Source organism: Halolamina rubra (assembly GCF_000739555.1).
GTDB lineage: Archaea > Halobacteriota > Halobacteria > Halobacteriales > Haloferacaceae > Halolamina > Halolamina rubra.
Map to the genome: position 1 here is coordinate 14,561 of NZ_BBJN01000016.1, position 26,902 is coordinate 41,462.

General features: G+C 68.8%; 18 protein-coding genes and 3 pseudogenes. 8 read left to right on the forward strand and 13 right to left on the reverse strand.

Features of this window, described 5'->3' with window-relative positions; translation table 11 throughout:
- Positions 1–14 precede the first annotated feature (14 nt).
- Positions 15–1,997: a S9 family peptidase gene (locus ACP95_RS04730; RefSeq protein ID WP_049980103.1), complete on the reverse strand. Its 1,983-nt coding sequence runs from the start codon at positions 1,995–1,997 to the stop codon at positions 15–17.
- A 246-nt stretch (positions 1,998–2,243) separates the two neighbouring features.
- Positions 2,244–3,850, reverse strand: a pseudogene (locus ACP95_RS04735) (long-chain-fatty-acid--CoA ligase).
- 237 nt (positions 3,851–4,087) lie between these two features.
- On the opposite strand from ACP95_RS04735, the gene ACP95_RS04740 reads away from it, so the two are divergent.
- The 4 genes from ACP95_RS04740 (at position 4,088) to ACP95_RS04755 (ending at position 10,877) form a co-directional block, all read left to right on the forward strand.
- Positions 4,088–7,072, forward strand: coding sequence for a PAS domain S-box protein (locus ACP95_RS04740; protein ID WP_049980104.1), 2,985 nt, complete (start codon positions 4,088–4,090; stop codon positions 7,070–7,072).
- A gap of 323 nt (positions 7,073–7,395) precedes the next feature.
- On the forward strand, positions 7,396–8,001 hold the full coding sequence (locus tag ACP95_RS04745) for a hypothetical protein (RefSeq protein ID WP_154018438.1): 606 nt from the start codon (positions 7,396–7,398) through the stop codon (positions 7,999–8,001).
- Positions 8,002–8,189: 188 nt separating this feature from the next.
- A complete protein-coding gene (locus ACP95_RS04750; RefSeq protein ID WP_049980106.1) occupies positions 8,190–8,696 on the forward strand; it encodes a LutC/YkgG family protein in 507 nt (168 codons plus the stop codon).
- Positions 8,697–10,877, forward strand: a complete 2,181-nt coding sequence (locus ACP95_RS04755) for an LUD domain-containing protein (protein WP_049980107.1) — start codon at positions 8,697–8,699, stop codon at positions 10,875–10,877.
- Positions 10,878–10,899: 22 nt separating this feature from the next.
- On the opposite strand, the gene ACP95_RS04760 is transcribed toward ACP95_RS04755, so the two are convergent.
- From ACP95_RS04760 to hutU, 7 genes and pseudogenes are all read right to left on the reverse strand, one after another.
- Positions 10,900–12,213 (reverse strand): hypothetical protein, encoded by a 1,314-nt coding sequence (locus tag ACP95_RS04760; RefSeq protein WP_202593778.1) that lies wholly within the window; start codon positions 12,211–12,213, stop codon positions 10,900–10,902.
- A complete protein-coding gene (locus ACP95_RS04765) occupies positions 12,213–12,887 on the reverse strand; it encodes a hypothetical protein (RefSeq protein ID WP_154018439.1) in 675 nt (224 codons plus the stop codon). Before ACP95_RS04765 ends, ACP95_RS04760 begins: the two co-directional genes overlap by 1 nt.
- Before the next feature lie 60 nt (positions 12,888–12,947).
- Entirely contained in the window at positions 12,948–14,414 is a 1,467-nt protein-coding gene (gene arcD, locus ACP95_RS04770) for an arginine/ornithine antiporter ArcD (protein WP_049980109.1), read from the reverse strand.
- Between the two features lie 133 nt (positions 14,415–14,547).
- Positions 14,548–16,122: a histidine ammonia-lyase gene (hutH, locus tag ACP95_RS04775; protein ID WP_049980110.1), complete on the reverse strand. Its 1,575-nt coding sequence runs from the start codon at positions 16,120–16,122 to the stop codon at positions 14,548–14,550.
- Complete coding sequence (gene hutI, locus ACP95_RS04780; RefSeq protein WP_049980111.1) at positions 16,115–17,365, reverse strand: imidazolonepropionase; 1,251 nt, start codon at positions 17,363–17,365, stop codon at positions 16,115–16,117. Before hutI ends, hutH begins: the two co-directional genes overlap by 8 nt.
- Positions 17,362–18,287: pseudogene (gene hutG / locus ACP95_RS04785) on the reverse strand (formimidoylglutamase). Before hutG ends, hutI begins: the two are co-directional and overlap by 4 nt.
- A complete protein-coding gene (gene hutU, locus ACP95_RS04790) occupies positions 18,280–20,079 on the reverse strand; it encodes a urocanate hydratase (protein ID WP_049980112.1) in 1,800 nt (599 codons plus the stop codon). Before hutU ends, hutG begins: the two are co-directional and overlap by 8 nt.
- A gap of 89 nt (positions 20,080–20,168) precedes the next feature.
- On the opposite strand from hutU, the gene ACP95_RS04795 reads away from it, so the two are divergent.
- A complete protein-coding gene (locus ACP95_RS04795) occupies positions 20,169–20,813 on the forward strand; it encodes a helix-turn-helix domain-containing protein (RefSeq protein ID WP_049980113.1) in 645 nt (214 codons plus the stop codon).
- 25 nt (positions 20,814–20,838) lie between these two features.
- Here ACP95_RS04795 and ACP95_RS04800 read toward each other — a convergent pair whose 3' ends face one another.
- Positions 20,839–22,671 (reverse strand): SLC13 family permease, encoded by a 1,833-nt coding sequence (locus tag ACP95_RS04800; RefSeq protein WP_049980114.1) that lies wholly within the window; start codon positions 22,669–22,671, stop codon positions 20,839–20,841.
- Between the two features lie 155 nt (positions 22,672–22,826).
- Here ACP95_RS04800 and ACP95_RS04805 point away from each other — a divergent pair, with 155 nt between their 5' ends.
- The 3 genes from ACP95_RS04805 to ACP95_RS04815 all read left to right on the forward strand — a co-directional run bounded on the left by ACP95_RS04805 (position 22,827) and on the right by ACP95_RS04815 (position 24,981).
- Complete coding sequence (locus tag ACP95_RS04805; protein WP_049980115.1) at positions 22,827–23,822, forward strand: ABC transporter ATP-binding protein; 996 nt, start codon at positions 22,827–22,829, stop codon at positions 23,820–23,822.
- Entirely contained in the window at positions 23,819–24,652 is an 834-nt protein-coding gene (locus tag ACP95_RS04810; protein ID WP_049980116.1) for an ABC transporter permease subunit, read from the forward strand. Before ACP95_RS04805 ends, ACP95_RS04810 begins: the two co-directional genes overlap by 4 nt.
- A 65-nt stretch (positions 24,653–24,717) precedes the next feature.
- Positions 24,718–24,981 carry a hypothetical protein gene (locus ACP95_RS04815; RefSeq protein WP_049980117.1) on the forward strand — a complete coding sequence of 88 codons (264 nt, stop codon included), beginning with the start codon at positions 24,718–24,720 and terminating at the stop codon, positions 24,979–24,981.
- Positions 24,982–25,006: 25 nt separating this feature from the next.
- Here ACP95_RS04815 and ACP95_RS04820 read toward each other — a convergent pair whose 3' ends face one another.
- The 3 genes and pseudogenes from ACP95_RS04820 to ACP95_RS15860 all read right to left on the reverse strand — a co-directional run.
- Positions 25,007–25,663 (reverse strand): hypothetical protein, encoded by a 657-nt coding sequence (locus tag ACP95_RS04820; RefSeq protein WP_049980118.1) that lies wholly within the window; start codon positions 25,661–25,663, stop codon positions 25,007–25,009.
- Between the two features lie 36 nt (positions 25,664–25,699).
- Positions 25,700–26,572, reverse strand: coding sequence for a polymer-forming cytoskeletal protein (locus ACP95_RS04825; RefSeq protein WP_049980119.1), 873 nt, complete (start codon positions 26,570–26,572; stop codon positions 25,700–25,702).
- A pseudogene (locus tag ACP95_RS15860) lies at positions 26,569–26,902 on the reverse strand (MFS transporter); the annotation flags it as partial. The gene ACP95_RS04825 and the pseudogene ACP95_RS15860, both read right to left, overlap by 4 nt.

A 26,902-nucleotide genomic window follows, 5' to 3' on the forward strand; every position in this document is an offset into this window, starting at 1 on the left:
GACAAGGTCGATCCTCAGCGCAGGTGGTCCTCGAACGCGGTCTCGATCCTCGAGAACGCCCGTTTCCAGGTACCCCGGTCCGAGAAGACGTGGTTTTCATCTGGGTAGTACTCCCACTCGTGATCGGCGTCTGTCTCGAGGAGCTCGTCGACGACGAGATCTAACTGCTCGAAGTTGACGTATCGATCACCAGTCCCATGGAAGCTGTAGAGGGGGTTTTCGTAGTTCCCGAAGTGCGTCGCAGGGCTGGCTTCGTCCCAATTCTCCTCGGCCTCCCAGGGCTCTCCACCGAGTCGAACCGCCATCGAAGAAGTCGTACTCGGGTACTTCGTTGCCTCGGCCCAGTCTCGGTACAGTTCGAGGTCAGCGAGACCGGCGATATTGACGGCCACGTCGAACGCATATGGGTGGGTTCCGAGCAGTTGTAGCGCCGCGTAGCCCCCGTAAGAGAGCCCCCACATACCGACTGCATCGCCCACGTAGTCGAGGTTGCGGAGGTAATCGGCGCCGGCGACGATGTCTTCCATCTCGTGGTCGCCGCGGTTCCCCATCAGTGCTCTGCGGAAGTCAGTGCCGTAACCGATGCCGCCGCGGTAGTTGATGAACAGCCCGACGTACCCCTGGTGGGCAAGGTACTGGTGGAAGGTATACGCGAGCCCGTACGACCGCGAGGGGTGCCACCCGTCTCGCATCTGGCGCATCGGTCCGCCGTGGACCCAGACGACTGCCGGGAGGTCGTTAGCGTCGTCGGCGATCGCGTCGGAGTTCCGTGGGTCGAGCAGGTACGCCTCGACGTCGAGTCCGCCCACGGAGTCGAAGCTGACTCGTTCAGGTTCGATGGGCTCGACCGGCCACTCGCTCACTTTCGAACGGGTGATACGGTGCATGTCCCCGTCCGAGAGGTTAAGGAGTCGGAGTTCGGGACTCTTTGCCCTCCCGGAGTAGAGAAACGCGAGCCGGTCGCCGTCAGGTGCAGGCCGGGGATGGACGCTGGTTCCCTCGGGTGCGACGAGCATTCGTGTTTCACCGTCGAGATCTACTGCGTAGATGCCGCGGCGACCGAGGTTCTCGCGGTTCGACGCGAAGACGAGTTCCGAGTCGGAAAGCCACCGTGGACGGGAATCGGCGACGCCTTTGTCCTCGAACGCCCCCTCGGTCAGTTGGGATTTCTCGCCTGACGTGACGTCGACGACGTGGATGTGCTCCCAGCCGTCCTCCGGGAGTGCGAGCGCGATACGGTCGCCGTCGGGGGAGATGGCCGGCGCACCGCGTGAGAGGGTACCGTACTCGCGGTTCTCCTCACGGTAAAGCACTTGTTCGGACCCATCATCAACGTCGATGGCGACAACCTCTCGAACAGTTCCCTGTTCCCCCGAGCGATCAACGAGCAGTCGATCCTCCTCGAGCCACTGCGGCGTGCTTGTCGAGTACGCCTGCTCGCGGCTTCGCCATACGAGTTCGTCTGCATCGGTGTCGATGACGCCGACTTGCTTCGTGTCGAAGTCGACGAACCGAAAGGCCAGATACCGGTCGGTAGGGCCCCAAGAGAGCATCTCGCTCTCCCCGAGGAAAGTCCCCCGCTTAGGAACATCGTACCGGTGATCGATATTCCCTTCCAGATCCAAAACCGTCGGCCGTCCGTCCCGGTAGACGGCGAGATACTGACCGTTGCTAGTCCAGGCGAGATCGTCGCTGTCCGCATGGCTAGTCAGCAATTCGACCGTTTCGTCCTCCGCGTCGACGAGCAACAACTCATCGTCGCTCGAGAGCACCGCGAGCCGACTCGGCGTCGGTTCAGGACCCCACGCTATCGTCCCCACGGATCCCTCATCGGGCGTGACTCGCCACGGGTTGGTAGGCTGCTCGACTGGAGCGATGTGTAATTCGGTGTCGCCGTCTGTGTGGACAGTTGTGGCAACGTATCTCCCATCGGCACTCCACTCGGGAGTACTAGGATACTCCAGATTGAGAACGTCCTCCCTGGTAAGTTCTGACATGGGCCGACTTTCGTGGCTCCTATAGAGAAAAACCCCGGGTTGCGGAAGATACTGAATGAGAGAGAACGCACCGTAGAGGCAATGTGTTACTGCTTCTTTTCCCGGTCCACGCTCCGCACGCCGAAGTTATCCCCGACCAGTCTGGCTGATCCGACACAGGACAGGTGGATTCCGATGAGTCCGGATATGGCTTCCACCCAGGGCTGAATCCGTGGGCAGATTTAACTACTGTATCAGTTGGCCGGCCTATCCCTGCCCGACCATCGAGTCCTCGTCCGCCCACTCCTCCTCACGGAGCTCGTACTTCTGGACTTTCCCGGTCGCCGTCGTCGGGAGGCTCTCGACGAACTCGACGCGCCGAATCGCTTTGTACGTGGCGAGGTGCTCGCGGGTGAACGCGACGAGATCGTCCTCGGTGACGCCCGGGTTGTCGGGGTCCCCGGACTCGGGGACGACGAACGCCTTCGGCGTCTCACCCCACTCGTCGTGTGGCGACGGGATGACGGCGACGTCGCTCACCTCGGGGTGGTCGAACAGCGTGTCCTCGAGTTCGATGCTGGAGATGTTCTCGCCCCCGGAGATGATGATGTCCTTCTTCCGGTCCTGGATGGAGAGGAACCCGTTCTCGTCGACGACCGCGAAGTCCCCCATGTGGTAGTACCCCTCGAGTCGCTCGGTGAAGGCTTCCTCCGTGGCCTCGGGCTTGTTCCAGTAGCCCTCCATCACCTGATTCCCGCTGACGACGATCTCGCCGATCGTCTCGTCGTCCCAGGGGACCTCCTCGCCGTTCTCGTCGACGACCCGGACGTCGGTGCCGAGGAAGCCGATCCCCTGCCGTTTCTTCAGCGAGTAGCGGTTCTCGTCGTCGAGCAGCCGGCCGGCCTCCGACGTGGTGATGAGGGGGCCGGTCTCGGTGGCGCCGTAAACGTGCACAAGGTCCCAGCCGAACTCGTCCTCGACGGTGCGGATCGTGGCCTCGGGCGGGGCGCTGCCGGCGGTCGCGGCGCGGACGGGAGCGTCCCCGGTGGTTTCGACGTCGTTGTCCGCGTGGTAGTCCTGGAGCATGTTCAGGACCGTCGGCGCCGCACAGAGGTAGGAGACGTCCTCGGCCCGGATGGTCTCGAAGATGTCGGCGGCGTCGACGCCGCGCGTGCAGACGTGGACGGCGCCGGCGCCGGTGATGGAGAAGATGTGCCCCCAGCCGTTGACGTGGAACATCGGGAGTGTCCAGAGGTACGTGTCGGTGTCCCGGATGTTCTGGTGGTAGGCGACGAGGTAGGAGTGCAGCGTCTCGTTCCGGTGCGTGCGGCAGACGCCCTTCGGATCGCCCGTCGTCCCCGACGTGTAGTTGATCGTGATCACGTCGCTCTCGTCCATCGCCGGCCGGTCGTACGTCGGGTCCGTGTCCGCGAGCTGGGCGTCGACGTCGTCCCAGTCACCCTCGACGGCGTCCGCGTCGTTCGTGATGAACGTCTCGACGGGAACCTCGTCCCGCACCGCCTCGATCTTCTCGGCGTACGCGTAATCCGCGTAGATGGCGGTGACGCCGGCGTCGTTCAGGATGTACGCGAAGTCTCGGGGGTGAGCCGGTAGTTGAGCGGGGTGTGGATGGCGCCGAGCTGCATCGCGCCGTAGGCGGCTTCGAGGTGGTAGTGCGTGTTCGGGTCGAGGACGGCGACGCGGTCGCCCTTCTCGACGCCGCGCTGCTGGAGGAGTGCGGAGAAGCGGTCGACCCGGTCGCCGAACTCGTCGTACGTGTAGCGCTCGCCCGTGGCGGCGACGACGCCGGTCTCGTCGCCGTAGTACTTGCGTGCGCGGTCGAGAAAGTCAGTGACGAGGAGTGGTCGCTCCATCTCTGGCTTATCCAATCAACGTTCGTGTGATAGCTCTTGGGTTGGGCACAAGTTTCGTCCAGGAACAGTGGGTCGACGAGGACGAGTCGAACCACGGCCTGTTCTGAGCGTCACTCGCCGGCGTTCACGGTTCCGGAGTCACGACCACCGTGCACAGAGACTGCGTGGTCCGCGGGTATGATGGTCTTACTACACCTACCCCGCAAGCTTAGTCCGTTTCCGTGATAACGTGCTCCCATGGCTGCCTTCGAGAGCGGCGACAGTTCTCACCCGCCGGGGACCGGCGGATCGGCGGTTTCTGTTCTCCACGTCGACGACCAGTCGGATTTCCTCAGGATGGCCGCCGAATCGCTCGAAGCGGAGCGACCGTCGTTCGACGTGTCGACGGCGACCAGCGGCGACGAGGCGCTCCGTCGACTTGACGAGGAGCGTGTCGACTGCGTGGTCAGCGACTACCAGATGGCCGACATGGACGGGCTGGAGCTGCTGGCGAGCGTCCGCGAGCGGTATCCGGACCTGCCGTTCGTGCTGTTCACCGGCGAGGGGAACGAGGACGTCGCGAGCGAGGCGATATCGGCCGGCGTCACGGAGTACCTCCAGAAGAGCGTCGACGGCGACCAGTTCACGATCCTGGCGAACCGCATCGAGAACGCGGTCGACCGGGTGCGGACGGAGCGCCAGCTCGAGTACCAGTCCTCGCTGCTCGAGGCCCAGATGGAGGCGACGATCGACGGGCTGCTCGTCGTCGACGAGGACCGCAACGTGGTGGCGCACAACGACCGCTTCGTCGAGATGTGGGAGCTCCCGGACGAGATCGTCGAGACGAACTCCGAAGAACCACTGTTGGACTGGGTCGTCGACGAAAAGGTCGCCGACCCCGAGGCGTTCGAGGCGTTCGTCGAACGGCACTACGACCGCCCCGAGGAGACGAGCCGCGACGAGATCCGGCTCACGGACGGCCGCGTGTTCGATCGCTACACCGCGCCGGTCGAGGGCGACGACGGCAGCAGCTACGGCCGGCTGTGGATGTTCCGCGACATCACCGACGAGCGAGGCCGGAAACGGGAGCTCGAACGACAGGAGTTCCTGTTCAGTCGAGTGCAGGACGTCGCCGACATCGGCGTCTGGGAGTACGACCCACGGACCGAGAATATCGTCTGGTCGGACGGGATCCGCCGTATCCACGGCGTCGACGACGAGTACGAGCCCACTCTCGAGGCGGCACTCGACTTCTACCACCCCGACGATCGCGACGAGATCGGCGACGCCGTCAGCCGCGCGATCGAAGCGGGGGAGTCGTACGACATGGAGCTGCGGATCGTGCGTCCCGACGGGGAGGTCCGGGACGTTCGTGCGCGGGGCGAGGTCAGCACGGACGACCAGGGAGAGACGGAACTCGTCAGGGGGGTGTTCCAGGACATCACCCAGCGCAAGGGGCGTGAGCGCGACCTCAAGAAGTTCAAAGCCGCCGTGGAGCACGCCGGCCACGCGATCTACATCGCCGACACCGACGGCACGATCGAGTACGTCAACCCCGCGTTCGAGACGGTGACTGGCTACAGCGCGGACGAGGCCATCGGTGAGACGCCGTCGATCCTCAGCTCCGGCGAGTACGACGACGAGTTCTACGACGAGCTCTGGGACACGATCCGAGCGGGCCGCCAGTGGAAACGCGAGATGATCGACCAGCGCAAGGACGGCGAAGCGGTCATCCTCGACCAGACGATCGCCCCGATCGAGTCCGAGCGCGGGGCCATCGAGGGGTACGTTGCAGTCAACCGCGACGTGACTGAGCGCCGGAAGCACGAAAAACAGCTCCAGATCTACGAGTACGCCTGCCAGTCCGCGCTGAGCGGCATCGCGATCGCGAGCTTCGAGGGGAAGTTGCGGTCGGTGAACACGGCCTTCTGCGACATGTGGGGGTACGACGACAAGGAGGCCGTTCTCGACCGCTCCGTCGCGGAGTTCTGGGCCGATCCGGAGGCCGCCGAACGCGTCGTACAGGCGTTAGAAGCGAGCGGGAGCTGGGAGGGCGAGCTCACGGCCGTTCGAGAGGACGGAACCACCTTCGAGGCGTACTGTTCGGCGAGCTACGTGACCGACGACGAGGGGGAACCGATCGCCCTGATGTCGTCGTTCGTCGACATCACCGACCGGAAACGCCGCGAACAGGAGCTCGCCGAGGAGCGGGAGAAGTACGCGACGCTCGTCGAGCAGAGCCACGACGGCGTCGGCATCATCCAGGGGGGCGAGTTCGTGTTCGCCAACGCCCGGTTGGCGGAGATCACTGGCTACGAGATCGACGAACTCCGGGGGAGGTCCTTCACCGACGTGATCGCCCCCGAGGACCGCCAACTCGTCCAGGAACGGTACGAACGACGGCTCGACCCCGATGCGGACCCGCCGCCGTCGCGCTACCGGCTCACGTTCGAGACCAAAAACGGGGGCGAGCGCGTCGCCGAAGTCAGTGGTGCCGCCGTCCAGTACGAGGGAGCGCCGGCCGACCTCGCGTCGGTCCGCGACGTGACCGAGCGCCAGCGCTACGAGGAGGAGCTGGAACGAGTCAACGAGGAGCTCGAGGTGTTGAACCGCGTCGTCCGTCACGACATCCGCAACGACATGGCGGTCATGCTCGGCTGGGGCGAACTGCTCGAAGACCACGTCGACGACGACGGCGCAGACCACCTCGAGAAGATCCTCCGCAGCGGCGAGCATATCGTCGAACTCACCGAGATCGCCCGCGACTACGTCGAGACGCTGACGAGCGACGAGGCGGTCGACGTGGATCCGACCGGGTTACGTGAGCAGCTCTCCCACGAGGTGACGCTCCGCCGGGAGGCGCATCCGGGGGCGGAGATCCGCGTCGACGAGCCGATCCCGGACGTCGACGTCTGCGCCAACGAGATGCTCCCCTCGGTGTTCCGGAACCTCCTCAACAACGCCGTGCAGCACAACGACAAGGATCAGCCGATCGTCGAGGTCGCCGTCGAGGAGCGTCCGGACGACGTGTGCATCAGTGTCGCGGACAACGGCCCCGGCGTCCCCGCCGAACAGCGGGAGACGATCTTCGGGAAGGGGGAGATGGGCCTCGACAGCAGCGGCACCGGGATCGGCCTGTATCTCGCGCGGACACTCGTCGACCAGTACGGCGGCGACATCCGGGTCGACGACAACGAGCCGGAGGGTGCGGTGTTCACGGTGACGCTCCCGAAAGCGGAGTGAGACGGGATGGGGGTCGAACCCCCCGCCAGTCGCGGGGGTTCCCCAACCGGGCGCCAGTGCCCGCGACGTGACTCGGCGGCCAACTACTGTCGGACCCCCCATCACGACATTCGAGTCGTCGCTCGACGAGCTTCTGGAGCTCCTCGTCGGCCGTGTTCGAGCGGCGTCAGCCGCTGTCGAACCGAGCTGTCCGGGGCGACCCGGGACGTAGTACCGTCTGTCCGTTTCTTGGGGAACGGGTGACTAACGGGAGTATTGTGAATTTTATGCAATAGTGTTTTATCACTCCAACGCGTAGCAGGACTCGTTCAATGACAGAACCCGTGTCTGAGGAGGGAACGATCGACGTCGGGGCCCGTACACGGGTGTGGTCCGTTGGCTGGCAGTGGCCCTGGGCCGTCATTCTCGCGGCAATGTTGGGCGGCAATTTCCTCTTCGCGGCCGACCGGACTGTACTGGGAATCGGCGTGCTGGTCGCCGGTCTGGGAATCGTTGTCGCCGGGGTGCGGGCCGTGAACCGACACGGCGGGGATGCGTTCGCCGACGGTATGAGGAGCGTCCGTCGCGCCGTGGCGGACGAACTCGATCTGGACGATACGTCCACTATTCACCCGCTTGCGGTCGGTTCAGACTCCGTGGTCGGCTTCGACCGTTCGAAGCGCTACGACCTCACCGTCGTCACCCTCGGTGAGGCCGCGCTCACAGTTCACCACGACGGTTCGATGGACATGCTCAGCAGGACCTGGACGGTGGGGGACCAGACGGAGCGGATCCCGTACGACGACGTCAGATCCGTCACGGATGGGGACGGAACGCTCCGGCTGGAGCTCGTCGACGGGGAGACGAAGTCGCTTCCCGTAGACAGTCGACCGGACGACCTTTTGGCGGCCCTCGGTCGCCGACTCGAAGGCACCGACGCCGCCGAATAGGCGCGAGCAGTGGCGCGTTCTCCGTGACAGACGTGAGCCGTCCGTGCCAATCGAGAGCGGAAGTCGATTGCCGGTTTGGGAAGCCAGCGAACGTAGCACAACAACACTGATCCGTCTCACCAATAAGCCCCCAACGGCGCCTGCAGGGAGGAAAACACCCAAGAGCCTGTTCCCGAAAGACGCAACCAATGTCGGCCGAGCCAATCGCGACTTTCGAGTCCTCGCTCGACGACCTCGGCGTCGACCTCGTCCGGACCACGGCCGACGAGTTCGCGTCGACGCTCGAACCGCTCCTTGACGCGCCAGCGGTCGGCGCCCCGCTCCCGTTCGAGGGCGTCTCCCTGCCCGAAACCGTCGAGACCGACCCGACGGTCGCGGAACTCGACGCGGCGGCGACCGGCGTCACCGCCGCCGGCTACGGCATCGCCGACTACGGCTCGGTGGTCGTCCAGGGCGGCGCCGAGGGCGCGGAGCCGGTGAGCCTCTACGCCGACGAGCACGTCGCCGTCGTCGCCGCGAGCGACGTGCTCCCGGACATGGACGCGGCGTTCGACCGGCTCGCCGCGGACGTGCGAAGCGGCACCAGACAGTCCATCGTCGCCACGGGCCCGAGCGCCACCGCGGACATGGGCGCGCTCGTGCAGGGCGCCCACGGCCCGATGGACGTGACCGTCGTGCTGCTGGAGGGCGCGTAGATGAGCGCCGACCGACGGCGGAAGGCCGAACGCATCCGCCACCTGCTCGACACCGAGGGCGACGCCGTCCACGAGAACACCCAGGTGTTCAACGAGGGCCGCTACGAGTCCACCGGCGACCTCGACGACTACGAGGAACTCAAAGCCGAGGCCCGGACGATCAAGGAGGACGCCATCGAGCGCCTCCCCGAACTGATCGACGACGTGACCGCGGCCGTCGAAGCCAACGGCGGCACCGTCTACCTCGCCGACGACGCCGAAGACGCGAACCGGTACGTCCGGAAGGTCGTCGACGGCCGGAGCGTGGTGAAGTCGAAGTCGATGACCAGCGAGGAGATCGACGTGAACGAGTCGCTGGAGGGAAGCGGCGCCGAGGTCTGGGAGACCGACCTCGCGGAGTTCGTCCTGCAGGTCGCCGACGAGGCGCCCTCCCACATCGTCGCGCCGGCGATCCACAAGTCCCGCGAGGAGATCGCGACCCTGTTCAACGAGGTGTTCGAACCCGAGGAACCCCTCGAGACCGCTGAGGAGCTCACGCGCTTCGCCCGCGAGTACCTCGGCGAGAAGATCCTCGACGCCGAGGTCGGGATGACGGGGGCGAACTTCGTTACGGCCGACTCGGGCACGCTCGCGCTCGTCACGAGCGAGGGCAACGCCCGGAAGTGCGTGCAGGCGACGGACACCCACGTCGCGGTCGCGGGCGTCGAGAAGCTCGTGCCGACCGTCGAGGACCTCCAGCCGTTCGTCGAACTCATCGGCCGGTCGGGCACCGGTCAGGACATCACCTCCTACGTCTCGCTGTTGACGCCGCCGGTCGACTCGCCGACGTTCGGCGACGACGGGCTCGAGCCCGGCGACGACCGCGAGTTCCACCTCGTGCTGATCGACAACGGGCGGATGGCGATGCGCGAGGACGACCAGCTCCGGGAGACGCTGTACTGCATCCGCTGCTCGGCGTGTGCCAACTCCTGTGCGAACTTCCAGCACGTCGGCGGCCACGCCTTCGGCGGCGAGACGTACTCCGGGGGGATCGCGACGGGCTGGGAGGCCGGCGTCCACGGTCAGGAGAGCGCCGCCGAGTTCAACGACCTCTGCACGGGCTGTAGCCGCTGCGTGAACCAGTGCCCGGTGAACATCGACATCCCGTGGATCAACACGGTCGTCCGCGACCGCATCAACCGCGGGAACGACGGGGACCTCGACTTCCTCGTCGAGGGCCTCACGCCGGACGACGAGCCCGGCGGCATCGACCCGCAGAAACGCCTGTTCGGCAACTTCGACACGCTCGCGAAGCTCGGCTCGACGTTCGCGCCGGTGTCGAACTGGGTCGGCCGAACCGACACCGCCCGCGCGCTGCTGGAGCGAACGCTCGGCGTCGACAGTCGGCGCGACCTCCCGGAGTTCGAGCGCGAGTCCCTCGTCGCGTGGTTCGAGCGCCGCGGCCCCCGGGTGAGCCGCGAGGCGGCGAGCCGGGAGGTCGCGCTCTACCCTGACGCGTACACGAACTACGTCCGCACCGAGCGCGGGAAGGCCGCCGTTCGGGTGCTCGAAGCGCTCGACGTGCGCGTCGACGTGCCGGCCGCCGGCGAGAGCGGCCGCGCGCCGCTCTCCCAGGGGATGGTGGCGACCGCCCGGTCGAACGCCGAGTCGGTGTTCGACGCCCTCGCGCCGACGCTCGCCGCCGACCACGACGTGGTCGTCATCGAGCCCTCGGACCTCGCGATGTTCCACCGCGAGTACGAACGCCTCCTGCCCGAGGACGACTACACCGCCCTCCGGGACCGCAGCTACGAGCTCATGGAGTACGTCTACGGCTTGCTCGAGAACGGCGCCGGCGTCGACGCGCTCCCCGACGGCGACGGCGAACGCGTCGCTTACCACAGCCACTGCCAGCAGCGCACGCTCGACCTCGAGCCGTACACGGTGGCCGTCCTCGAGGACTGCGGCTTCGACGTGGCGACCTCCGAGGTGGAGTGCTGCGGGATGGCCGGCAGCTTCGGCTACAAGTCCGAGTACTACGACCTCAGCGTCGACGTGGGCGAGACGCTCGCCGAGCAGTTCGAAGCGGACGGGAACGCCGACCGCACTGTCGTCGCCAGCGGCACGTCCTGTCTCGAACAGCTCGACGCGCTGCTCACGCGCCGGCCTGCCCACCCCGTTCGGCTGCTCGATCGAGAGTAGCCGAGCCCCCGAAAGCGACCGATCACGCGCTCTCGAGCGTCTCGACCGTCTCCTCGGCGACGCCCGGCGCAGCCTGCCCCACGGCCGTCGCGACGACGTACTCGGCGACCGTACGGTCGAGTCGCGACGCGGGGATCTCCCCGTCGTACCGCGTCAGCTCCCAGTCGGCCTGTGAGACGCGCCAGCCCGCACTCGTGATCGCGGTCCGCGTCAGCTCCGGGGCGGAGCTCTCGGCGAGTGCCGCCTCGAGGGCGTCGTACGCGCTCGACCGGAGCTCCCCGACGGCGTCCGCACTCTCCGGCCGGGAGAGGTCGCCGTCGTCGATCCGTGCCTGTAGCCGCTCCAGCGCCTCGAACCGCGTGAGCTGGCGGTTCGCGTCGACGACGGCGTTCGCCGGCCCGGCCGCGTCCGCGACCGCCGTCGGTCCGTACTTGACATCCTGCCGGAGCTCGTGGATCACGAGCTCCTGAAGTCCCCAGTCCTCGGCGGTCGACTCCGGCGGCACGTCCGAGGCGCGGGACTGAGCGTCCGCGAACAGCGTCTCGGCGGCCGCCCGCAACGTCCCCTCGACCGTACCGGCCTCTGCGGGCAGCGCGGCGGTGAACTGCTCGTCGAGGTGGCGGGCGTCGTCGAGACGGGCGCGAGCCGACTCGGCAGTCTCGCCCCACTCGGCGACGGCGAGGAGCCGATTGTCGACGCGTCGCGGCCCGTCGCTCTCGATCACGCGAGCCAACTGCTCCTCGATCCGGCCGTGGACGAGCGCCGCTCGCACGGGGTCGTCGCCGACGTACTCGTGGCTCTCCCTGGCGGACTCCGCGTCGGCGACGGTTCCCCGATACTCCTCCCTGAGGGGGTCGACCGAGCGGTCCTCCTCGACGACTGCCCAGCCGGCGGCGGCGTACCGGGCCGCCGCGCGGGCATCTCGGAGCGCTGTGAGCGCGACGAACTCCGTCGGGGCGCCCTGCGCCTCGCTGAGCCCGTCGGCCGCGTCCGTCGCGGCGTCAACGAGCTGCTGGCGCACGTAGCCGTTCGGGATCTCCGCGGGCCCGAGCGGCGTCGGGAGCTCGTCGAGCAGCGACGTGATCCGCTCGCGGGTCGCGGCGAAGTACTCGGGGGCGATCCCGACGGGCACGGACTCGGGCACCACTGGCTCCCGGTCCCAGTCGTCACGGCGACCGGTGTCCGGGAGGTCGTACGCATTGATCGTCGGCTCCGACTCGCCGCCGAACTCGCCGAGGCTGGTACAGCCGGCGAGCGCGGCCGTCCCGGCGACGGCCAGCAGCCCGCGGCGACTCAGCCGACTCCCAGTCGAGGAGGTTGACGACTCCCCGTCCATCACTGCTCACCCCCGTCGTCGCTCGGCGTCGCTGTGTGCGTCGACGGTGTCGACGCTGTCTCGCTGCGATCGCAGGTGCCCGTCCCGATCGAGGAGGAGTATGTCGTCACCTCGTCGGCGTCGATCGGGTCGGGGATCCGGATGAAGCGGGCCTCGACCACCCACTCGTCGACCTCGCAGTGGGCGGTGTACGGCCGGCTCCGGCGGCTGTAGTCCGTCGAGATCTCCGTCGCCGACCACGCGACGTGACAGAGCTCGAGCCGGAAGCACTCCCGCACGTCGCCCATCTCGACGAACACGCTCTCGGCGTCGAACTCCGTCGCGTCGAGGAACGACTCGACCGGCTCGGCGTCGACCCCGTCGGCGAGGCGGATCCGGTCGGCGCGGTCGGCGTCGTCGACGATGATGGAGTCACGCCAGCGATCACGGCGGCTGGCTGTGGGCCGATCGTCGTCGTCCGGTTCGGTGAGCCAGACCGGCGGGCGATCGGTGTCGATTCGGACGAGATGTGTCTCCGGGTCGGTCGTCGATCCCGACATCGGGCCCGAGGGGCCGTCGCCGTCGGCCGGTACTGTTCGCGTCGATCCGGCGGCGCCGTCGCCGCCACACCCGGCGAGGGCGGCGGCGACGCCGGCGACTCCGGAGAGGAGGCTGCGTCGTGTCGTGGGGACCATCGTCACGAAGCCCGTGGGCCACCAGCGTGAAAAATTCACCCGAGACCGCTTCGGACTACGTCACTCTGCCGGCGAGGGGGTCTCGGGTCCGTGGTCGTCGACGGCGTCGTCGGCGTCCTCCTTGTAGAAGATCTTCCAGCCGGTCGCGCCCATCACCACCAGCACGAGCGGCGAGAGGAAGCCGAAGAAGTAGTACGGCGCGTAGGAGAGCACGGGCACCCCGAGCGCGGCGGACATGTACACGCCGCCGGAGTTCCACGGGACGAGCGCGGAGGTCGTCGTCCCGGACGCCTCGATGGCCCGCGAGAGGTTCCGACTCTCGAGGTCGTAGTCGTCGTAGAGGTTCCGGAACGTCATCCCCGGCACGACGAGCGCCATGTACTGCTCGGCGGCGAGCACGTTGATCATGAACGTGCCGACCGCCGTCCCGGCTGTGAGGCCGGCGACGCTGCTGACTGCCTTCCCCGTGTAGTAGGCGATGGCCGCGAGCACGCCGGACTCCTGCAGGATCCCGCCGAGCGAGAGCGCGGCGACGACGATGGAGATGACCCAGATCGACCCGGCGAGCCCGCCGCTCGCCAGCAGGTCGTTCGTGAGCGCGACGCCCGTCTCAGGGCTGGTGCCGTAGTGGACCGTCGACCACGCGGCCGCGAAGCCGACCCCCTGCAGCGTGAGGCTGACGCCGACGGCCGCGAAGATCCCGGCGCCGAGCGAGGGGAGCGCCGGGTAGCCGTAGATCGCCAGCGCGAACGTGATAACGATGGGGAGCAGCGTGATCGGCGAGATCACGTAGACGCTCGAGAGCCCGGCCTGGATCTCCGCGACGCGGTCGACCGGGATCGAGCCGCTGGCGTTCAGCCCGAGCGCGACGAACAGCACGAGCGACACCGTGAACGCGATGAGCGTGCCGGGCCGCATCGCCCGGATGTGGTCCATCAGCTCCGTGTTCGTCACGGCCGCGGCGAGGTTGGTCGTGTCCGACAGCGGTGAGTTCTTGTCGCCGGTGTAGGCGCCGGAGAGCACGGCGCCGGCGGTCATCGGTGCCGGAATCCCGAGCCCGGAGCCGATACCGACCATCGCGACGCCCAGCGTGCCGGCCGTCGTCCAAGACGAGCCGATAGCGAAGGAGGCGACGGCGGCGAGCAGCAGCGTGAACGGGAGGAATATCGCCGGGAAGAGGAACTCCAACCCGTAGTACATGATCGTCGGGATCGTGCCGGCGTCGATCCACGACGCGATCACCATGTAGATCACGAACAGGATGAGGATGGCCTGCAGTCCGGTGAGGATGCTCCGGCTGACGCCGCCGTACAGGTCGGCCCACGAGTAGCCGAGGTGGTAGCGGGCGAACAGACCGGAGAAGACGACGCCCCACAGCAGCGGCATCTGCGGGTCGAGCTCCAGCCAGACGATCCCCACCGCGAGGAACAGCAACATTCCGGCGACGGGGACGATCGCCTCGATCAGTGAGGGCTGCCGGTCTTCCGGTATCTCGTCGTACGTTTTCGGGGTGAAATCCAGTTCCATACGGTGACAACAGGCTTGTCCCGACAGCACCCCCAAGAACGCGCCGATGGAGTCGCGTACTTAAGTAACGTATCGGGGCGTCAACGGGTCCGCGGGGCGTCGCTGCCGACGACGAACCGCCCGCCGGTTCAGACTACTCGCGTTGCCGTTCGGAGACCGCCTGGGCCAGCCGTTCGCCGAGGTCGCCGAAGCGAACCAGATCGGCGACCAGCTCGATATCGTCGTCCAGCGGGCGGTCCTCCTCCCACGGCCGCACTGCCGAACTGAGCAGGTCCCGGACGACGCCCGTCCCGACCCCGTGGGCCAGCGAGTCGTCGACGAACGCGCTCGCCCGGTTGCCGGCGAGCAGTTCGACCGCGACGACCGAGGCCACGTTCTCCACCGCCGTCCTCGCGAGGAGCGCGCTCTGCCCGCTCATGCTCACGTGGTCCTCCTGCCCCCCGCTGACGGGGGTGTTGTCCGTCGACGGCGTCCCCATCGCCCGGAGCTCGTTGACGAGCGCCGCGGCGGTGTACTGGGCGATCATGAACCCCGACTCCTGGCCGGGGTCGTTCGTCAGGTACGGCGTCAGGTGCTCCTCCTGCAGGTTGGGGTCGAGCATCCGGTTCGTCCGGCGCTCCGAGATGGCGGCCAACTCCGTGAGCGCGTTCACGGCGTAGTCGAGCCGCAGCGCGAGCGGTTCGCCGTGGAAGTTGCCGCCCGAGAGGATCGCCGCCGATTCGCCGCCGCTCGACCGGCTGTCGACGCGGTCGGCGTCGAACACGAGTGGGTTGTCCGTCGCGCTGTTCAGTTCCGTCTCGACGGCCGAGCGCAGATGGTCGAGCGCGTCGCGGACGGCGCCGTGGACCTGCGGGATGCACCGCACGGAGTAGGCGTCCTGCACGCGGTCGCAGTTGCGGTGGGACTCGACGATCTCGGAGCTGGCCGTCAGGCGCTTGATCCGCTCGGCCGTCGCCTGCTGGCCCTCGTGGGGCCGAACCGCCTGGATCGCGGCGTCGCAGCTCGCGGTCGTCCCCATCGTCACCTCCGTCGTCAGCGCGCCCGCGGCGTCGGCCGCCTGGAGGGCGCGCTCGGCGTCGACGACGACCAGCGCCGCGAGCCCGGTCGTCAGCTGGGTGCCGTTGATGAGCGCCAGCCCCTCCTTCGGCTCGAGTTCGAGCGGTTCGATCCCGGCCGCTGCCAGCGCCGCCGCAGCGTCGACGCGGTCGCCGTCTTCGAGCACCTCGCCCTCCCCGAGGAGGACGAGCGACATGTGGGCGAGCGGTGCGAGGTCGCCGCTGGCGCCGAGGCTCCCCCGCGAGCGGACGGCGGGGTGGACGCCCTCGTTCAGCATCGTCACCAGGCTGTCGACGACGACCTCGCGGACCCCGGAGTACCCCTTCACCAGCGAGTTCACGCGCGTCACCATCATCGCGCGGACCTCCTCGGCCGACAGGTAGCGGCCGGCGCCGGAGGCGTGACTCCGGAGGAGGTTCGTCTGCAGCGCCCGGATGTCCGCCTCGGGGATGCGCTCGTTGACGAGCGAGCCGAAGCCGGTGTTCAGCCCGTACACCGCCTCGTCGGTCGCCATCACGTCCTCCACCCGAGTCCGAGACTCGCGGAGGCACTCGCGGGCCGACTCCGCGACGCGTACCGTCTCGCCGCCCCGAGCGACCGCCTCCACCGCCGCCGGCGTCAGCGACTCGCCGTCGAGGATTACGTCACTCATGGACGACTCGACCCCCGTTAGCCACCACGCGACCGCCCTTGACCACCGTCTCGACGGTGTTCACGCCGAAGTTGTACGGGACGTGGACCGCCGTCGGCGCGTCGACGACCGCGAGGTCGGCGGGCGCGCCCGGCCGGAGCGTCCCGAGCCCGTCCGACCGGTTCAGCGCGCGGGCCCCGCCGGCGGTCGCGGCGAGCAGCGCGTCCGTCGGCGGCAGCTTCATCCCGACGCAGGCGAGCGTACTCGCGAAGCCCATGCTCTGAGCGTAGCAGTTCGGGTTGAGGTCCGACGCGATCGCGACCGCGGGGGCGTCGACGCCCATCTCGGCGGCGACGTCGCGGAACAGCTCCACGTCGGCGTACTCGGTGTCCAGGCCGAACGCCGTCCCGGGGAGGAGGGTTGGCGTCACGCCCGCTTCGAACAGCGCCTCGGCGTCCTCGCGGGTCGCCAGCAGCAGGTGGTCCGCGCTCGCCGCTCCCACCTCCGCGGCGAGCTGGGCGGCGCCGGTCCGGGCCAGCTCCTCGGCGTGGATCTTCGGCGTCAGCCCGTGCTCCTTCCCGGCTTCGAGCACGCGACGGGACTGCTCGACGGTGAACGCGCCCTCGTCACAGAACACGTCGTTGAACGTCGCGACCCCCTGCTCGGCGACCGCCGGCAGGAACTCGTCGACGACGCGGTCGACGTACGCGTCGGCGTCGGCGTCCCGCGGCACCGCGTGGGCGCCCATGAACGTCGGGACCACCTCGACGGGGTGGCGGTCGTCGGCCTCGCCGATCACGTCGAGCATCAGCAGCTCGGTCTCGAGGTCGAGCCCGTAGCCGGACTTCACCTCGACCGTCGTGGTGCCGTGGGCGAGCAGCACGTCGAGTTCGGCCAGCAGGTTGTCGAGCAGCGTCTCCCGGGAGGCCCCGCGCACGGCGTCGACGGTGCGGTGAATGCCGCCCCCCTCGGCCAGGATCTCCTGGTACGTCTTCCCCCGGAGCTTGGCCGCGAACTCGTCGGAGCGATCGCCGGCGAACAGCGCGTGGGTGTGGGAGTCGACGAACCCCGGGATCACCGCCTGCCCCGCGGCGTCGATCGTCCGGTTCGCCTCCTCGCGGGGGTACTCCCGCTCGATCTCGCTCGCTGGCCCCGTCGCCACGATCTCGCCGTCGTCGACGACGACACTGGCCCCCTCGAGCAGCTGGTCGTCGGGGCCGACGAGCACCTCGCCCGCGTCGTGGACAAGCAGGTCGACCGTCATCGGCGCTCACCCCGGCCGGCGAGGAAGTGGGCGATCGCGCGAGCGGCCGCGGTCACCGTCCGCCCGTCGCGATCCAGCGGCGGGGCACACTCCACGACCTCGAAGCCGGCGACGCGGTCGTCGGCGGCGAGTCGGCCGAGGAGGTCGAACAGCTCTCTGGTGGTGAGCCCGCCGGGCGTCGGCGCGCTCACGCCCGGGGCCGCCGCCGCGTCCAGCACGTCCACGTCCAGGCTCACGTAGACGGTGTCGACCGCCGAGAGCTCCGCCAGCGCCGACGCCGCCGCGCCCGCCGGATCGTCGCCGACCGACGCTGCCGGGTGGATCGCCCCACCCTGCTCGTCGAGGAACTCGTGGTAGCGCGTACTCGTCTCGAAGTGGCGCGCGCCGAGCACGACCAGCGAGTCGAGCCCGCGGTCGAACAGCTGCCGGTACGGCGTCCCGCTCGTCGGGCCGTCGCGGACCTCCCGGCAGTCGAGGTGGGCGTCGAGACTGACGACGCCGACCGAGCCGTCCGAGAGGAGCGGCGCGACGTTGGGCACCGTCAGCGAGTTGTCGCCGCCGAGGAACACCGGCAGCGCGTCGGCGTCGTGCAGCGGTTCGACCGCCGTCTCGACCGTGTCTTGCACCGCCGATACGGAGCTGGTCCAGTCGGCGTCGACGTCCCCTACGTCGCCGATCGCGTCGAGGGGGCCGGCCGCGAAGTGGTGGCTCTTCGTCTCGGCGAGGGCGTCGCGGATCGCCGCCGGCCCCTCACGAGCTCCCTTCCGGCCGATGACGGCGCCGTCGTACGGCTCGCCGACGAGGACTGTGTCGTACGCGCCGGCGTCGTCGACCTCGTCTCTCGAACGACGTCGCCGAACTGCTCGTCGTTCGGATCCGACGAGGGAGCCTGCCACGGGTCGGGGGCGGTGAACTCACTCATGGTCCTCGAGGGGGACGTGGACGTTCGAGCGCTCGGCCTCGTCGATCGCCTCCTCGTACCCGGCGTCGGCGTGGCGGACGACGCCCATCCCCGGATCCGTCGTGAACACGCGCTCGGCCGTCTCGGCGGCGAGGTCGGTCCCGTCCAGCACGACGTGGTTGTTGGCGTGGATCGCGTTGCCGATGCCGACGCCGCCGCCGTCGTGGACGCTGACGATGTCGGCGCCCGCGGCCGTGTTCAGCAGGGCGTTGAGGATCGGCCAGTCGGCGACGGCGTCGGTGCCGTCCCGCATCGCCTCAGTCTCCCGGTTGGGGCTCGCGACGCTGCCTGCGTCGAGGTGGTCACGGGTCACGACGATCGGGCCCGCGATCTCGCCCTCGCGCACCAGCTCGTTGATGCGGAGCGCGAACCGGGCCCGCTCGGTCAGCCCGTCGTCGCCGGCGGTTTCACCGCCACCCTCTCGAGACGCCGCCGGTGTCTCGCCCGTCTCGTAGCCGAGCCAGCAGACCCGGCTCGGGAGCCCCTGGAACTGGACCTGCTCCTGTGCCAGGTCGATCCAGCGGTGGAGCGCATCCTTCTCCGGGAACAGCTCCTTCACCGCCTCGTCCGTGCGGTAGATGTCGTCCTCCTCGCCCGAGAGCGCGAGCCAGCGGAACGGCCCCTTCCCCCGGCAGAACAGCGGGCGGATGTACTCCGGGACGAATCCGGGGAAGTCGAACGGGTCGTGGTCGGTACCCGTCGACGTGGTCACCGAGCCGCGGTGGTCCGCGACCTGCCCGCGGATGTTGTTGCCGTACTCGAACGCGACGGCGCCGCGCTCCTGGAGTTCCAGGATGGCGGCGACGTGGCGAGCCATCGTGTCCACGCTCTCCTCGACGTACGTCTCGGGGTCGCTCGCGCGGAGGTCGTCGGCCTCGTCGACGCTGTAGCCAGACGGGTAGTACCCCTCGAGTTCGTCGTGGGCGGAGGTCTGGTCGGTGACGATGTCGGGGTCGAACCCGCGGTCGAGCATCCCCTCGAGCATGTCTGCGGCGTTCATGTGGACCCCGACGCTGTACGCGTCGCCGCGCTCGGCGGCGTCGACCGCGGCGTCGATGGCCGCGTCGAGGTCGTCGGTCTTCTCCTGGACGTAGCCGGTCTCGAGCCGGCGGTCGATGCGGGCCTCGTCGACCTCGGCGGCGATACAGACGCCGTGGTTCATCGTCACGGCCAGCGGCTGGGCCCCGCCCATGCCCCCGAGACCGCCCGTGACGACGATGGAGCCCTCGAGCGAACCGTCGAAGTGCTCCCGTCCCGCGGCGGCCAGCGTCTCGTAGGTCCCCTGGATGATCCCCTGGGTCCCGATGTACGCCCAGGAGCCGGCGGTCATCTGGCCGTACATGATCTTCCCCTCGGCTTCGAGCTCGTGGAAGTGCTCCCAGTTGTCCCACTTCCCGACCAAGTTCGAGTTCGCGATCAGGACCCGCGGCGCGCGCTCGTGGGTCTCGAACCGGCCGACGGGTTTGCCCGACTGGACGAGCAGCGTCTCCTCGTCGCCGAGATCGCGGAGTTCGTCGAGGATGGCGTCGTACGCGTCCCAGGATCGCGCTGCCCGACCCGTGCCGCCGTAAACGACGAGGTTCTCCGGGTCCTCGGCGACCTCGGGGTCGAGGTTGTTGTTCAGCAGTCGGAACGCCGCTTCCTGACGCCACCCCTGACACTCGAGGTCGGTGCCGGTCGGGGCGCCCTGGTACTGCCGCCACTGGTCGCTCGGGTCGCCGATTCGGCTCTCCCTGTCGGCGGAGTCGTCCATGATTACCAACAGTATGGGTCGCCGGCACAATGGGCCCACTATCTCCGTTCGGAGGTGTCTTTAAGTACACTGGGCCGAGCGAGCGGTGTATGTACGAGGCGATCCTCCGGATCGAGAGCACGGCGCCGTTCGCGGCGGTGACCGAGGGCACCGACGCCTACCTGGAGCTGTACTGCTCCGACCACAGCGACCTCCTCGTCGTCCGCGGCGCCGATCCGGACGCCATGCTCGAACGGGTCCGGGACCGCGTGCCCGTTCGGGACTCCCTCCGCGGTCCGGAGGAGCTGGTCGTGATCACCGAGCGGTGCCTGCAGCCGATCGACGAGCCCGCGATCGAACGCTACCTCGACGAGACCGACAGCCTGCTCCTCTCGCCGATCCGCTACGAGAACGGGCTGAAGATCGGTCGCGTGCTCGCCCTCGACCCGGCGAACCTCACGCAGCTCTACGTCGACCTCGCGGCCGACTACGACGTTACCGTCGAGGCGAAACGCGAGCTGACCAGCCTTGGCGGGTCGGTGCCGTTCGTCTCGCTCGTCGACGCCCTCCCGACGCTAACCGCCCGCCAGCGGGAGGTGCTGCTCGCGGCCCACCGGAACGGCTACTTCGAGATCCCGCGCGGCGTCACGCTCGAGGCGATCGGCGACGACCTGGGGATCGGTCGGCGAACGACGGAGGAGCACCTCCGACGCGCGGTCAACAAGCTCATGGACGCGTTCGTCGAGTACCTGTGACGACCCAGTACGGTCGATGCGGGTGTCAGACCCCCCAGATGACGCCGATCCCGGCGGTCGCGACGACGGCGAGGATGAGCTGTAGCGGCCCGCCGACCCGGAGGAAGTCGGTGAACTCGTAGCCGCCCGGGCCGTACACCATGAGGTTCGTCTGGTAGCCCACCGGCGTCATGAACGAGGTGGCCGACGCGAACATCACCGCCAGCAGGAACGCGAACTCGTTGGCGCCGAGCCGGGCGGCCGCGTCGACGCCGACCGGGATCATCAGGACCGCGGTCGCGACCGGCGTGATGACGCTCGCCAGCAGGTTGGCCACGAGGTACAGGACGAACATGACGCCGAGCAGCGGGAGGACCTCGCCGGCCGCGACGAGCGACGCCGCGACCAGCGCCGCGCCGCCGGTCGACTCCAGCGCGATCCCCAGCGGGATGACGCCCGCCAGCAGGAAGATGACGTTCCACGAGACGGCGTCGTAGGCGTCGGCGGTCGTGAGACAGCCCGTGACGACCATCGCGACGACGCCCGCGAGCGCCGCGATCACGATGGACAGCACGTCCAGCGCCGCGAGGCCGACGACGCCGCCGAGGATCCCGACGGCCAGCGGCATCTTCGGCGAGAGCGGGGCGATCTCGTCGGCACTCCCGTCGACCAGGTGATCGAGCGCCCGCTCGTCGGCGACGACGAGATCGCCGGTGTCCGTGAAGTACCGGATCGACGCCGGCGTCGTCCGGACCAGGAGCAGGTCCCCCGTCTGGAGCGTGCGGTCGGCGAGCTCCGTCCGGATCAGCTCGCCGCCGCGGCGGAGGGCGAGCACGCTCGTCTCGTGGTAGTCGTGGAGCCCGGTCTGGGCGACGGTCTTCCCCACGAACGACGAGTGGTCGGGGACGACCGCCTTCGCGAGCGTGCCGTCGGTCGCCGCCGCGTCGAACGTGTCCTCGGTCACCGCCTCCCGGGCTCGATGGCCGAGCGCGGCGGCCTCCCGGAACCGGTTGACCGCCTGGACGGAGCCGTGGACGACCACCACGTCGCCCGCCTCAAGGACGCGGTCGGAGTGCGGGCCGGCGTACGCCTCGCCGTCGCGCCGGGCCTGCAGGACCCGGATCTCCGGGTGGGCGGCGTCGAACGCCTCGACCGTCTGGCCGACGGCGGCGGACTCCGACCGGACGGACATGAACGTGAGGTAGTTGTCGAGATCGAACTCGGTGACGGGGTCGCTGTCGACGGGGACGCGAGCCGGCGTGAGCCGCCAGCCCACGGTGAGCAGGTACGCGAGTCCGACCGCGAGCAGGACGACGCCGAGCCCGGTGAACTCGAACATCCCGATGCCGTCGCGGCCGTCGACGAGCAGGCGGGCGAAGTCGCTGGCGAGGATGTTCGTCGCCGTGCCGACGAGGGTGAGCGTCCCGCCGAGGATGGCGGCGTAGGACAGCGGCATGAGCAGCTTCGACGGGCTCAGTCCCGCGTTCTCGGCGAGGTCGGTGACCATCGGGATGAACACGGCGACGATGGGCGTGTTGTTCACGAACCCGGCGAGGGGCCCGGTCGTGCAGACGGTCGCGACGAGTGCGCGGAACTCCCGGCCGGCGGTGAACGCCGCGAGGTGGACGCCGATCCGCTCGACGATCCCCGTGTTCTGGACGCCCGCGCTGAGCATGTACATCGCGATGAGGGTCACCGTCGCGGGGTTGGCGAACCCCGAGATCGCGGCCCGGGTGCCGACACCGGTCCACGGTTCGAGCACGACGAGCGCGGCGACGACGCTGATCGCGGTGACGTCGTTCGGCACCACCTCGGTGACGAACGCCACCAGCACGACGAGGATGAGCAGGAACACGACGGTCACGCCCGACACCGGCATACCCGGAAGCACTCGGGTCGGTACCTTGATAGTTCCCCTCGGGTGGGGACGCAAGTTCGCGGCGTCCCCCTACACAGGGCTGTTCATGGTTTCAGTCCTCTCAGCATGTGGAACTCATCCTGTGGTATTTTCGGGGATCTACACGTACGGACAATATGGATACGGGTTCCCGTGCAGTATCCGACGCCGGGGTGTCGGCCGACGACGAGTCGGCGGCCATCCGGACGACGGGGTTGACGAAACGCTACGGCGACGACGTACTGGCCGTCGACGACCTCGACCTGACGGTGTACGAAGGCGAGATATTCGGCTTCCTCGGCCCCAACGGCGCCGGCAAGTCGACGACGATCGACGTGATCATGGACTACGTCCGGCCCACGGCCGGGAGCGCGACGGTGCTCGGGTTCGACGCCCAAACCGAAACCCGCGCCATCCACGAGCGCGTGGGGATCCTTCCGGACGGGTACGGTCTCTACGACCGTCTCTCCGGGCGGAAACATCTCGAGTACGCGATCTCGTTGAAACGGGCCGACGACGACGTGGACGAGCTCCTCGACCGAGTCGGGCTCGACACGGCGGCCGCCGAACGCGTCGTCGGCGGCTACTCGAAGGGGATGACCCAGCGACTGGCGCTCGCGATCGCCCTCGTCGGCGATCCGGAGCTCCTCATCCTCGACGAGCCGTCCTCCGGGCTCGACCCGAACGGAGTTCGACTCGTCCGCGAGATCGCCCGCGACCACGCCGATCGGGGGAAGACGGTGTTCTTCTCCAGCCACATCCTCAGCCAGGTCGAGGCGGTCTGTGACCGCGTCGCGATCCTCAACCGCGGCCGACTCGTCGCCGTCGACACGATCGACGGGCTCCGCGACGCGCTCGGCACGGGATCGACGGTGACGCTCACCGTCGACGCGGTCCCGGAGTCGCTGACGCTGGCGGATATCGTGGGCGTCTCGGAGGTGGCCGTCGACGGTCGAACGGTTCGGGTCCGCGTCGACGAGGCGTCGGCGAAAGTCGACGTGATCGACCAGGTTCGGGAGGACGGCGCAGCGCTGCTCGACGTGGCGATCGAGGAGTCGTCGCTCGAGGACCTGTTCAGCGCCTACACCGGCGACGCGCCACGAGGGGCTGACGCTTCGGCGGGGGACCGATGACGGCAGTCTGGCTGACGATCGCCCGCAAGGAGTTCGCCGACGCCCTCCGGTCGCGTATGATCTGGGGAATCGTCGCGGTCATCGCCGTGATGACCTCGCTGTCGGCGAGCATCTCGCTGCTGGTCCCCGACGTCGAGGGCGGCGCCGAGATGGCGATCGGCGGCGCCTCGCAGTTCGCGGGGCTGCTCGTCCCGATCATGGCGCTGATCGCCGCCTACCTCGCGATCGCCGGCGAGCGGGAGTCGGGAAGCCTGAAGGTGATTCTCGGGCTTCCGCCGTCCCGTGGTGAAGTGCTCCTCGGGAAGTTTCTCGGCCGGTGCGGCGTGGTCGCGATCGGTCTCACCCTGGGGTTCGTCGTCTCCGGCGTCGTCACGACGGCGCTGTACGGCGGCCTCCCCGTGGGCGCGTTCGTCGGGACGACCCTGTTGACCGTCCTCCTCGGCGTCTCGTTCGTCGGCATCGCCATCGGAATCTCCGCCGTCACGAGAACGCGGGCCCCGGCGATGACGCTCGCGATCACCGCCTACCTGGGACTGACGCTGCTCTGGGACCTAGCACCCAACGCGGTCCACCTGCTGGTTACCGGCGAGATGCCCGGGCAGGTCGTACCGGGCTGGTTCCTGCTCCTCCAAGGGCTCAGTCCGACCGGGGCGTACAACGCGCTCGTCCAGCGGCTGTTGCTCGGCGGCGGCACGGCCGTCGAAGCGCGCCTCGGCGGGCCCGAACCGGCCTACCTCGATCCCGTGGTGTTCCTCGGTATCCTCGTCGCGTGGGCCGTGGTGCCGCTCGCCGTCGGCTATGTCGGGTTCAGTCGTGCCGACCTGAGCTAGCGATCCCGCGTCCGCGCTCCCTTTTCGCCCCCTGCCTATATACGGCGTGTCAGCAAACTACGAGTATGTCGTCACCGCCGTTCATCGACCGCGAATCCGGCGAGTTGGACCTCGACCAGATCCGGGCGGAGCTGTTCCCGCTCGCCGCGCTCGTCGTGCTGTTCGGGGCGGCCGCGGTGCTCGTGTTCCTGCTCGGCCTGCTGGTCGGCGGGAGCCCGGTGTTCGCTGGCCTGTTCACCATCCTCTCGCAGTTCATTCTCGCCCTCGGCACCGGGATCGTGCTGATCTACGTCATCGCGCGGGGGATCCAGCTCGCCGACGAGTCGTAGCGTCGACGGCCCGGTTCCCGCCACCTCAGCCGGCGACGCCAGAGATCGCGACCGCCTCGCGGTAGCAGGCGACCGCCAGCAGCAGGTAGCCGCCGACGAGCAGCGCCCACTCCCGGCGCGTCAGCGACCAGTCCCTCGGTGAGCGGACGCGTTCGAACTCCTCCTTCCAGCGCGGCCCGGACGCCTGGTGCCAGAGCATCACCCCCCGCGTCGCGACCACGATCGCGACCATCGCGGTGATCTCCGTCGGCCCGCTGCGTTCGACGAGCACCGCCAGCGACGGCGCGATTCGCTCGCCCGTCCCGATCGCGAGTGAGCCCGTCCCCCAGACTGCGCCGTAGCGCGGCGCCTGCACGACCTGCACCACGTACCCCAGCGGCGTGTTCACCGACCGGAACGTGTTGGCGGCGACGGCAATCAGCGAGACGGCCACGTTCCAGCCGAACAGCGTCAGGAACTCCCGCCACACACTCCCCGCGTACGCTTCGGGCGCGATGGGGTTCCCGCCGCGCAGCAGCCCCTGCGGGAGGAACAGATAGCTGAGCAGCCACGCCGCCGTGAACACGCTCGCGACGACGAGCCAGAGGGCGCCGAACCGGACGAACGCGTCCTCGTGGTTGACGTACCGCCCGACTCGCGCCGAGAGTCCACCGACCGGTCCGGTCCGGGGTTGCGGGGCCATACGTCCGAAACGTGTTCGCTGTTGACAAATAGCTGCCTACGAGCCGCCCGGGATCGTGACGGGCTCGAACCGCTGGAGCCCGAAGTAGGTGTTCAGCACCGCGCCGAAGCCGACGACGGCGACGGCGAGTTGGGCGAGGCCACCGAGGTACGGGACGGCGCCGAGGAGTTCCAGCGCGAGCAGGAACCCCGCGATCCCGGCGACGGTCGCGACGCCGTCGCGCTCGATGGGGAGCCGCGTTCCCAGGAGATACCCGAACACGGTCTGCCCGTAGAGGATCACCAGGAACTCGGCGAGCAGGCCGACGATCGCCAGCGGAAGCAGGATCAGGGTGAACGCCATGTAGACGAAGAGGACGAGCAGGCTCGTCGCCCCCAGGCCCCCGACGACGCCGCTGACGAGTGCGTGCTCGGTGATGGCCGCGCCGACGTTCTCGACGACCCGGGGGTGGCGCTCGACGAGCCACCAGCCGAAGGCACCCAGCACGAGGAACTGGAGGAGCAACCCGCCGACCCGCTGGGCGGGCGAACTCGAGGGGGTCGGCGGCTCGAACCCCGACACGCGCCCGACCGTGGCCTCGGGGCTGACGGCGGCGTCGCCAGAGTACGTCTGGACCGTCCCGGTGACGGTCGCGCCGTCGCCGACCGAGAGGTTGCCGTTCAGCAGCGTCACGTCGCCGTCGACCGCGCCGTCGACGACCGCGGTGCCGCCGATCACGTACACGTCGCCCTCGACGGTCGCGTCGCTCGGGACCGTGGTGGTCCCGCCGGCGACGACGCGCACGTCCGCGAGCGTGTCGGCCTCGGTCTCACCCTCGAACGTGATCGACATCTCGCCAACGTCGCCGCCGCCGATCGAGACCAGCAGGAGGACGACGACGAGCAGCGGGATCGCTTCCGTCGGGCTCACGCGCGCACACCCCCGTTCTCGCGGGCGAGTTCGACCATCCGCCTGGCGTACAGGCCGACCCCGAGCCCGAACAGGAGCAGCAGCGACAGCGCCTGAACCACGTTCAGGTGCGAGAGGAGCGTGAGCTCGGCCGCCTGGAAGTACAGCGCGAGCGCGGTGCTCGAGAACGTGGCGAGCCAGCCGGCGACGCCGATGCCGATCGCCGAGTGGGTCCCGACCGTCTCGGGCGTCGAGAGGTCGGGCCAGAGCGCGAAGTTCAGCGTCGTGTAGAAGCTCCACGGCGAATCGCGTACAGCGCGGGGTTCAAGGGCGAGGTCCCGTCGCCCGCGA

Bases quoted from the DNA above. Each gene is read 5' to 3' on its own strand.
- ACP95_RS04730 (WP_049980103.1), bottom strand. From the start codon at position 1,997: ATGTCAGAACTTACCAGGGAGGACGTTCTCAATCTGGAGTATCCTAGT.
- ACP95_RS04740 (WP_049980104.1), top strand. From the start codon at position 4,088: ATGGCTGCCTTCGAGAGCGGCGACAGTTCTCACCCGCCGGGGACCGGC.
- ACP95_RS04750 (WP_049980106.1), top strand. From the start codon at position 8,190: ATGTCGGCCGAGCCAATCGCGACTTTCGAGTCCTCGCTCGACGACCTC.
- ACP95_RS04755 (WP_049980107.1), top strand. From the start codon at position 8,697: ATGAGCGCCGACCGACGGCGGAAGGCCGAACGCATCCGCCACCTGCTC.
- ACP95_RS04760 (WP_202593778.1), bottom strand. From the start codon at position 12,213: ATGGACGGGGAGTCGTCAACCTCCTCGACTGGGAGTCGGCTGAGTCGC.
- ACP95_RS04765 (WP_154018439.1), bottom strand. From the start codon at position 12,887: ATGGTCCCCACGACACGACGCAGCCTCCTCTCCGGAGTCGCCGGCGTC.
- arcD (WP_049980109.1), bottom strand. From the start codon at position 14,414: ATGGAACTGGATTTCACCCCGAAAACGTACGACGAGATACCGGAAGAC.
- hutH (WP_049980110.1), bottom strand. From the start codon at position 16,122: ATGAGTGACGTAATCCTCGACGGCGAGTCGCTGACGCCGGCGGCGGTG.
- hutI (WP_049980111.1), bottom strand. From the start codon at position 17,365: ATGACGGTCGACCTGCTTGTCCACGACGCGGGCGAGGTGCTCGTCGGC.
- hutU (WP_049980112.1), bottom strand. From the start codon at position 20,079: ATGGACGACTCCGCCGACAGGGAGAGCCGAATCGGCGACCCGAGCGAC.
- ACP95_RS04795 (WP_049980113.1), top strand. From the start codon at position 20,169: ATGTACGAGGCGATCCTCCGGATCGAGAGCACGGCGCCGTTCGCGGCG.
- ACP95_RS04800 (WP_049980114.1), bottom strand. From the start codon at position 22,671: ATGCCGGTGTCGGGCGTGACCGTCGTGTTCCTGCTCATCCTCGTCGTG.
- ACP95_RS04805 (WP_049980115.1), top strand. From the start codon at position 22,827: ATGGATACGGGTTCCCGTGCAGTATCCGACGCCGGGGTGTCGGCCGAC.
- ACP95_RS04810 (WP_049980116.1), top strand. From the start codon at position 23,819: ATGACGGCAGTCTGGCTGACGATCGCCCGCAAGGAGTTCGCCGACGCC.
- ACP95_RS04815 (WP_049980117.1), top strand. From the start codon at position 24,718: ATGTCGTCACCGCCGTTCATCGACCGCGAATCCGGCGAGTTGGACCTC.
- ACP95_RS04820 (WP_049980118.1), bottom strand. From the start codon at position 25,663: ATGGCCCCGCAACCCCGGACCGGACCGGTCGGTGGACTCTCGGCGCGA.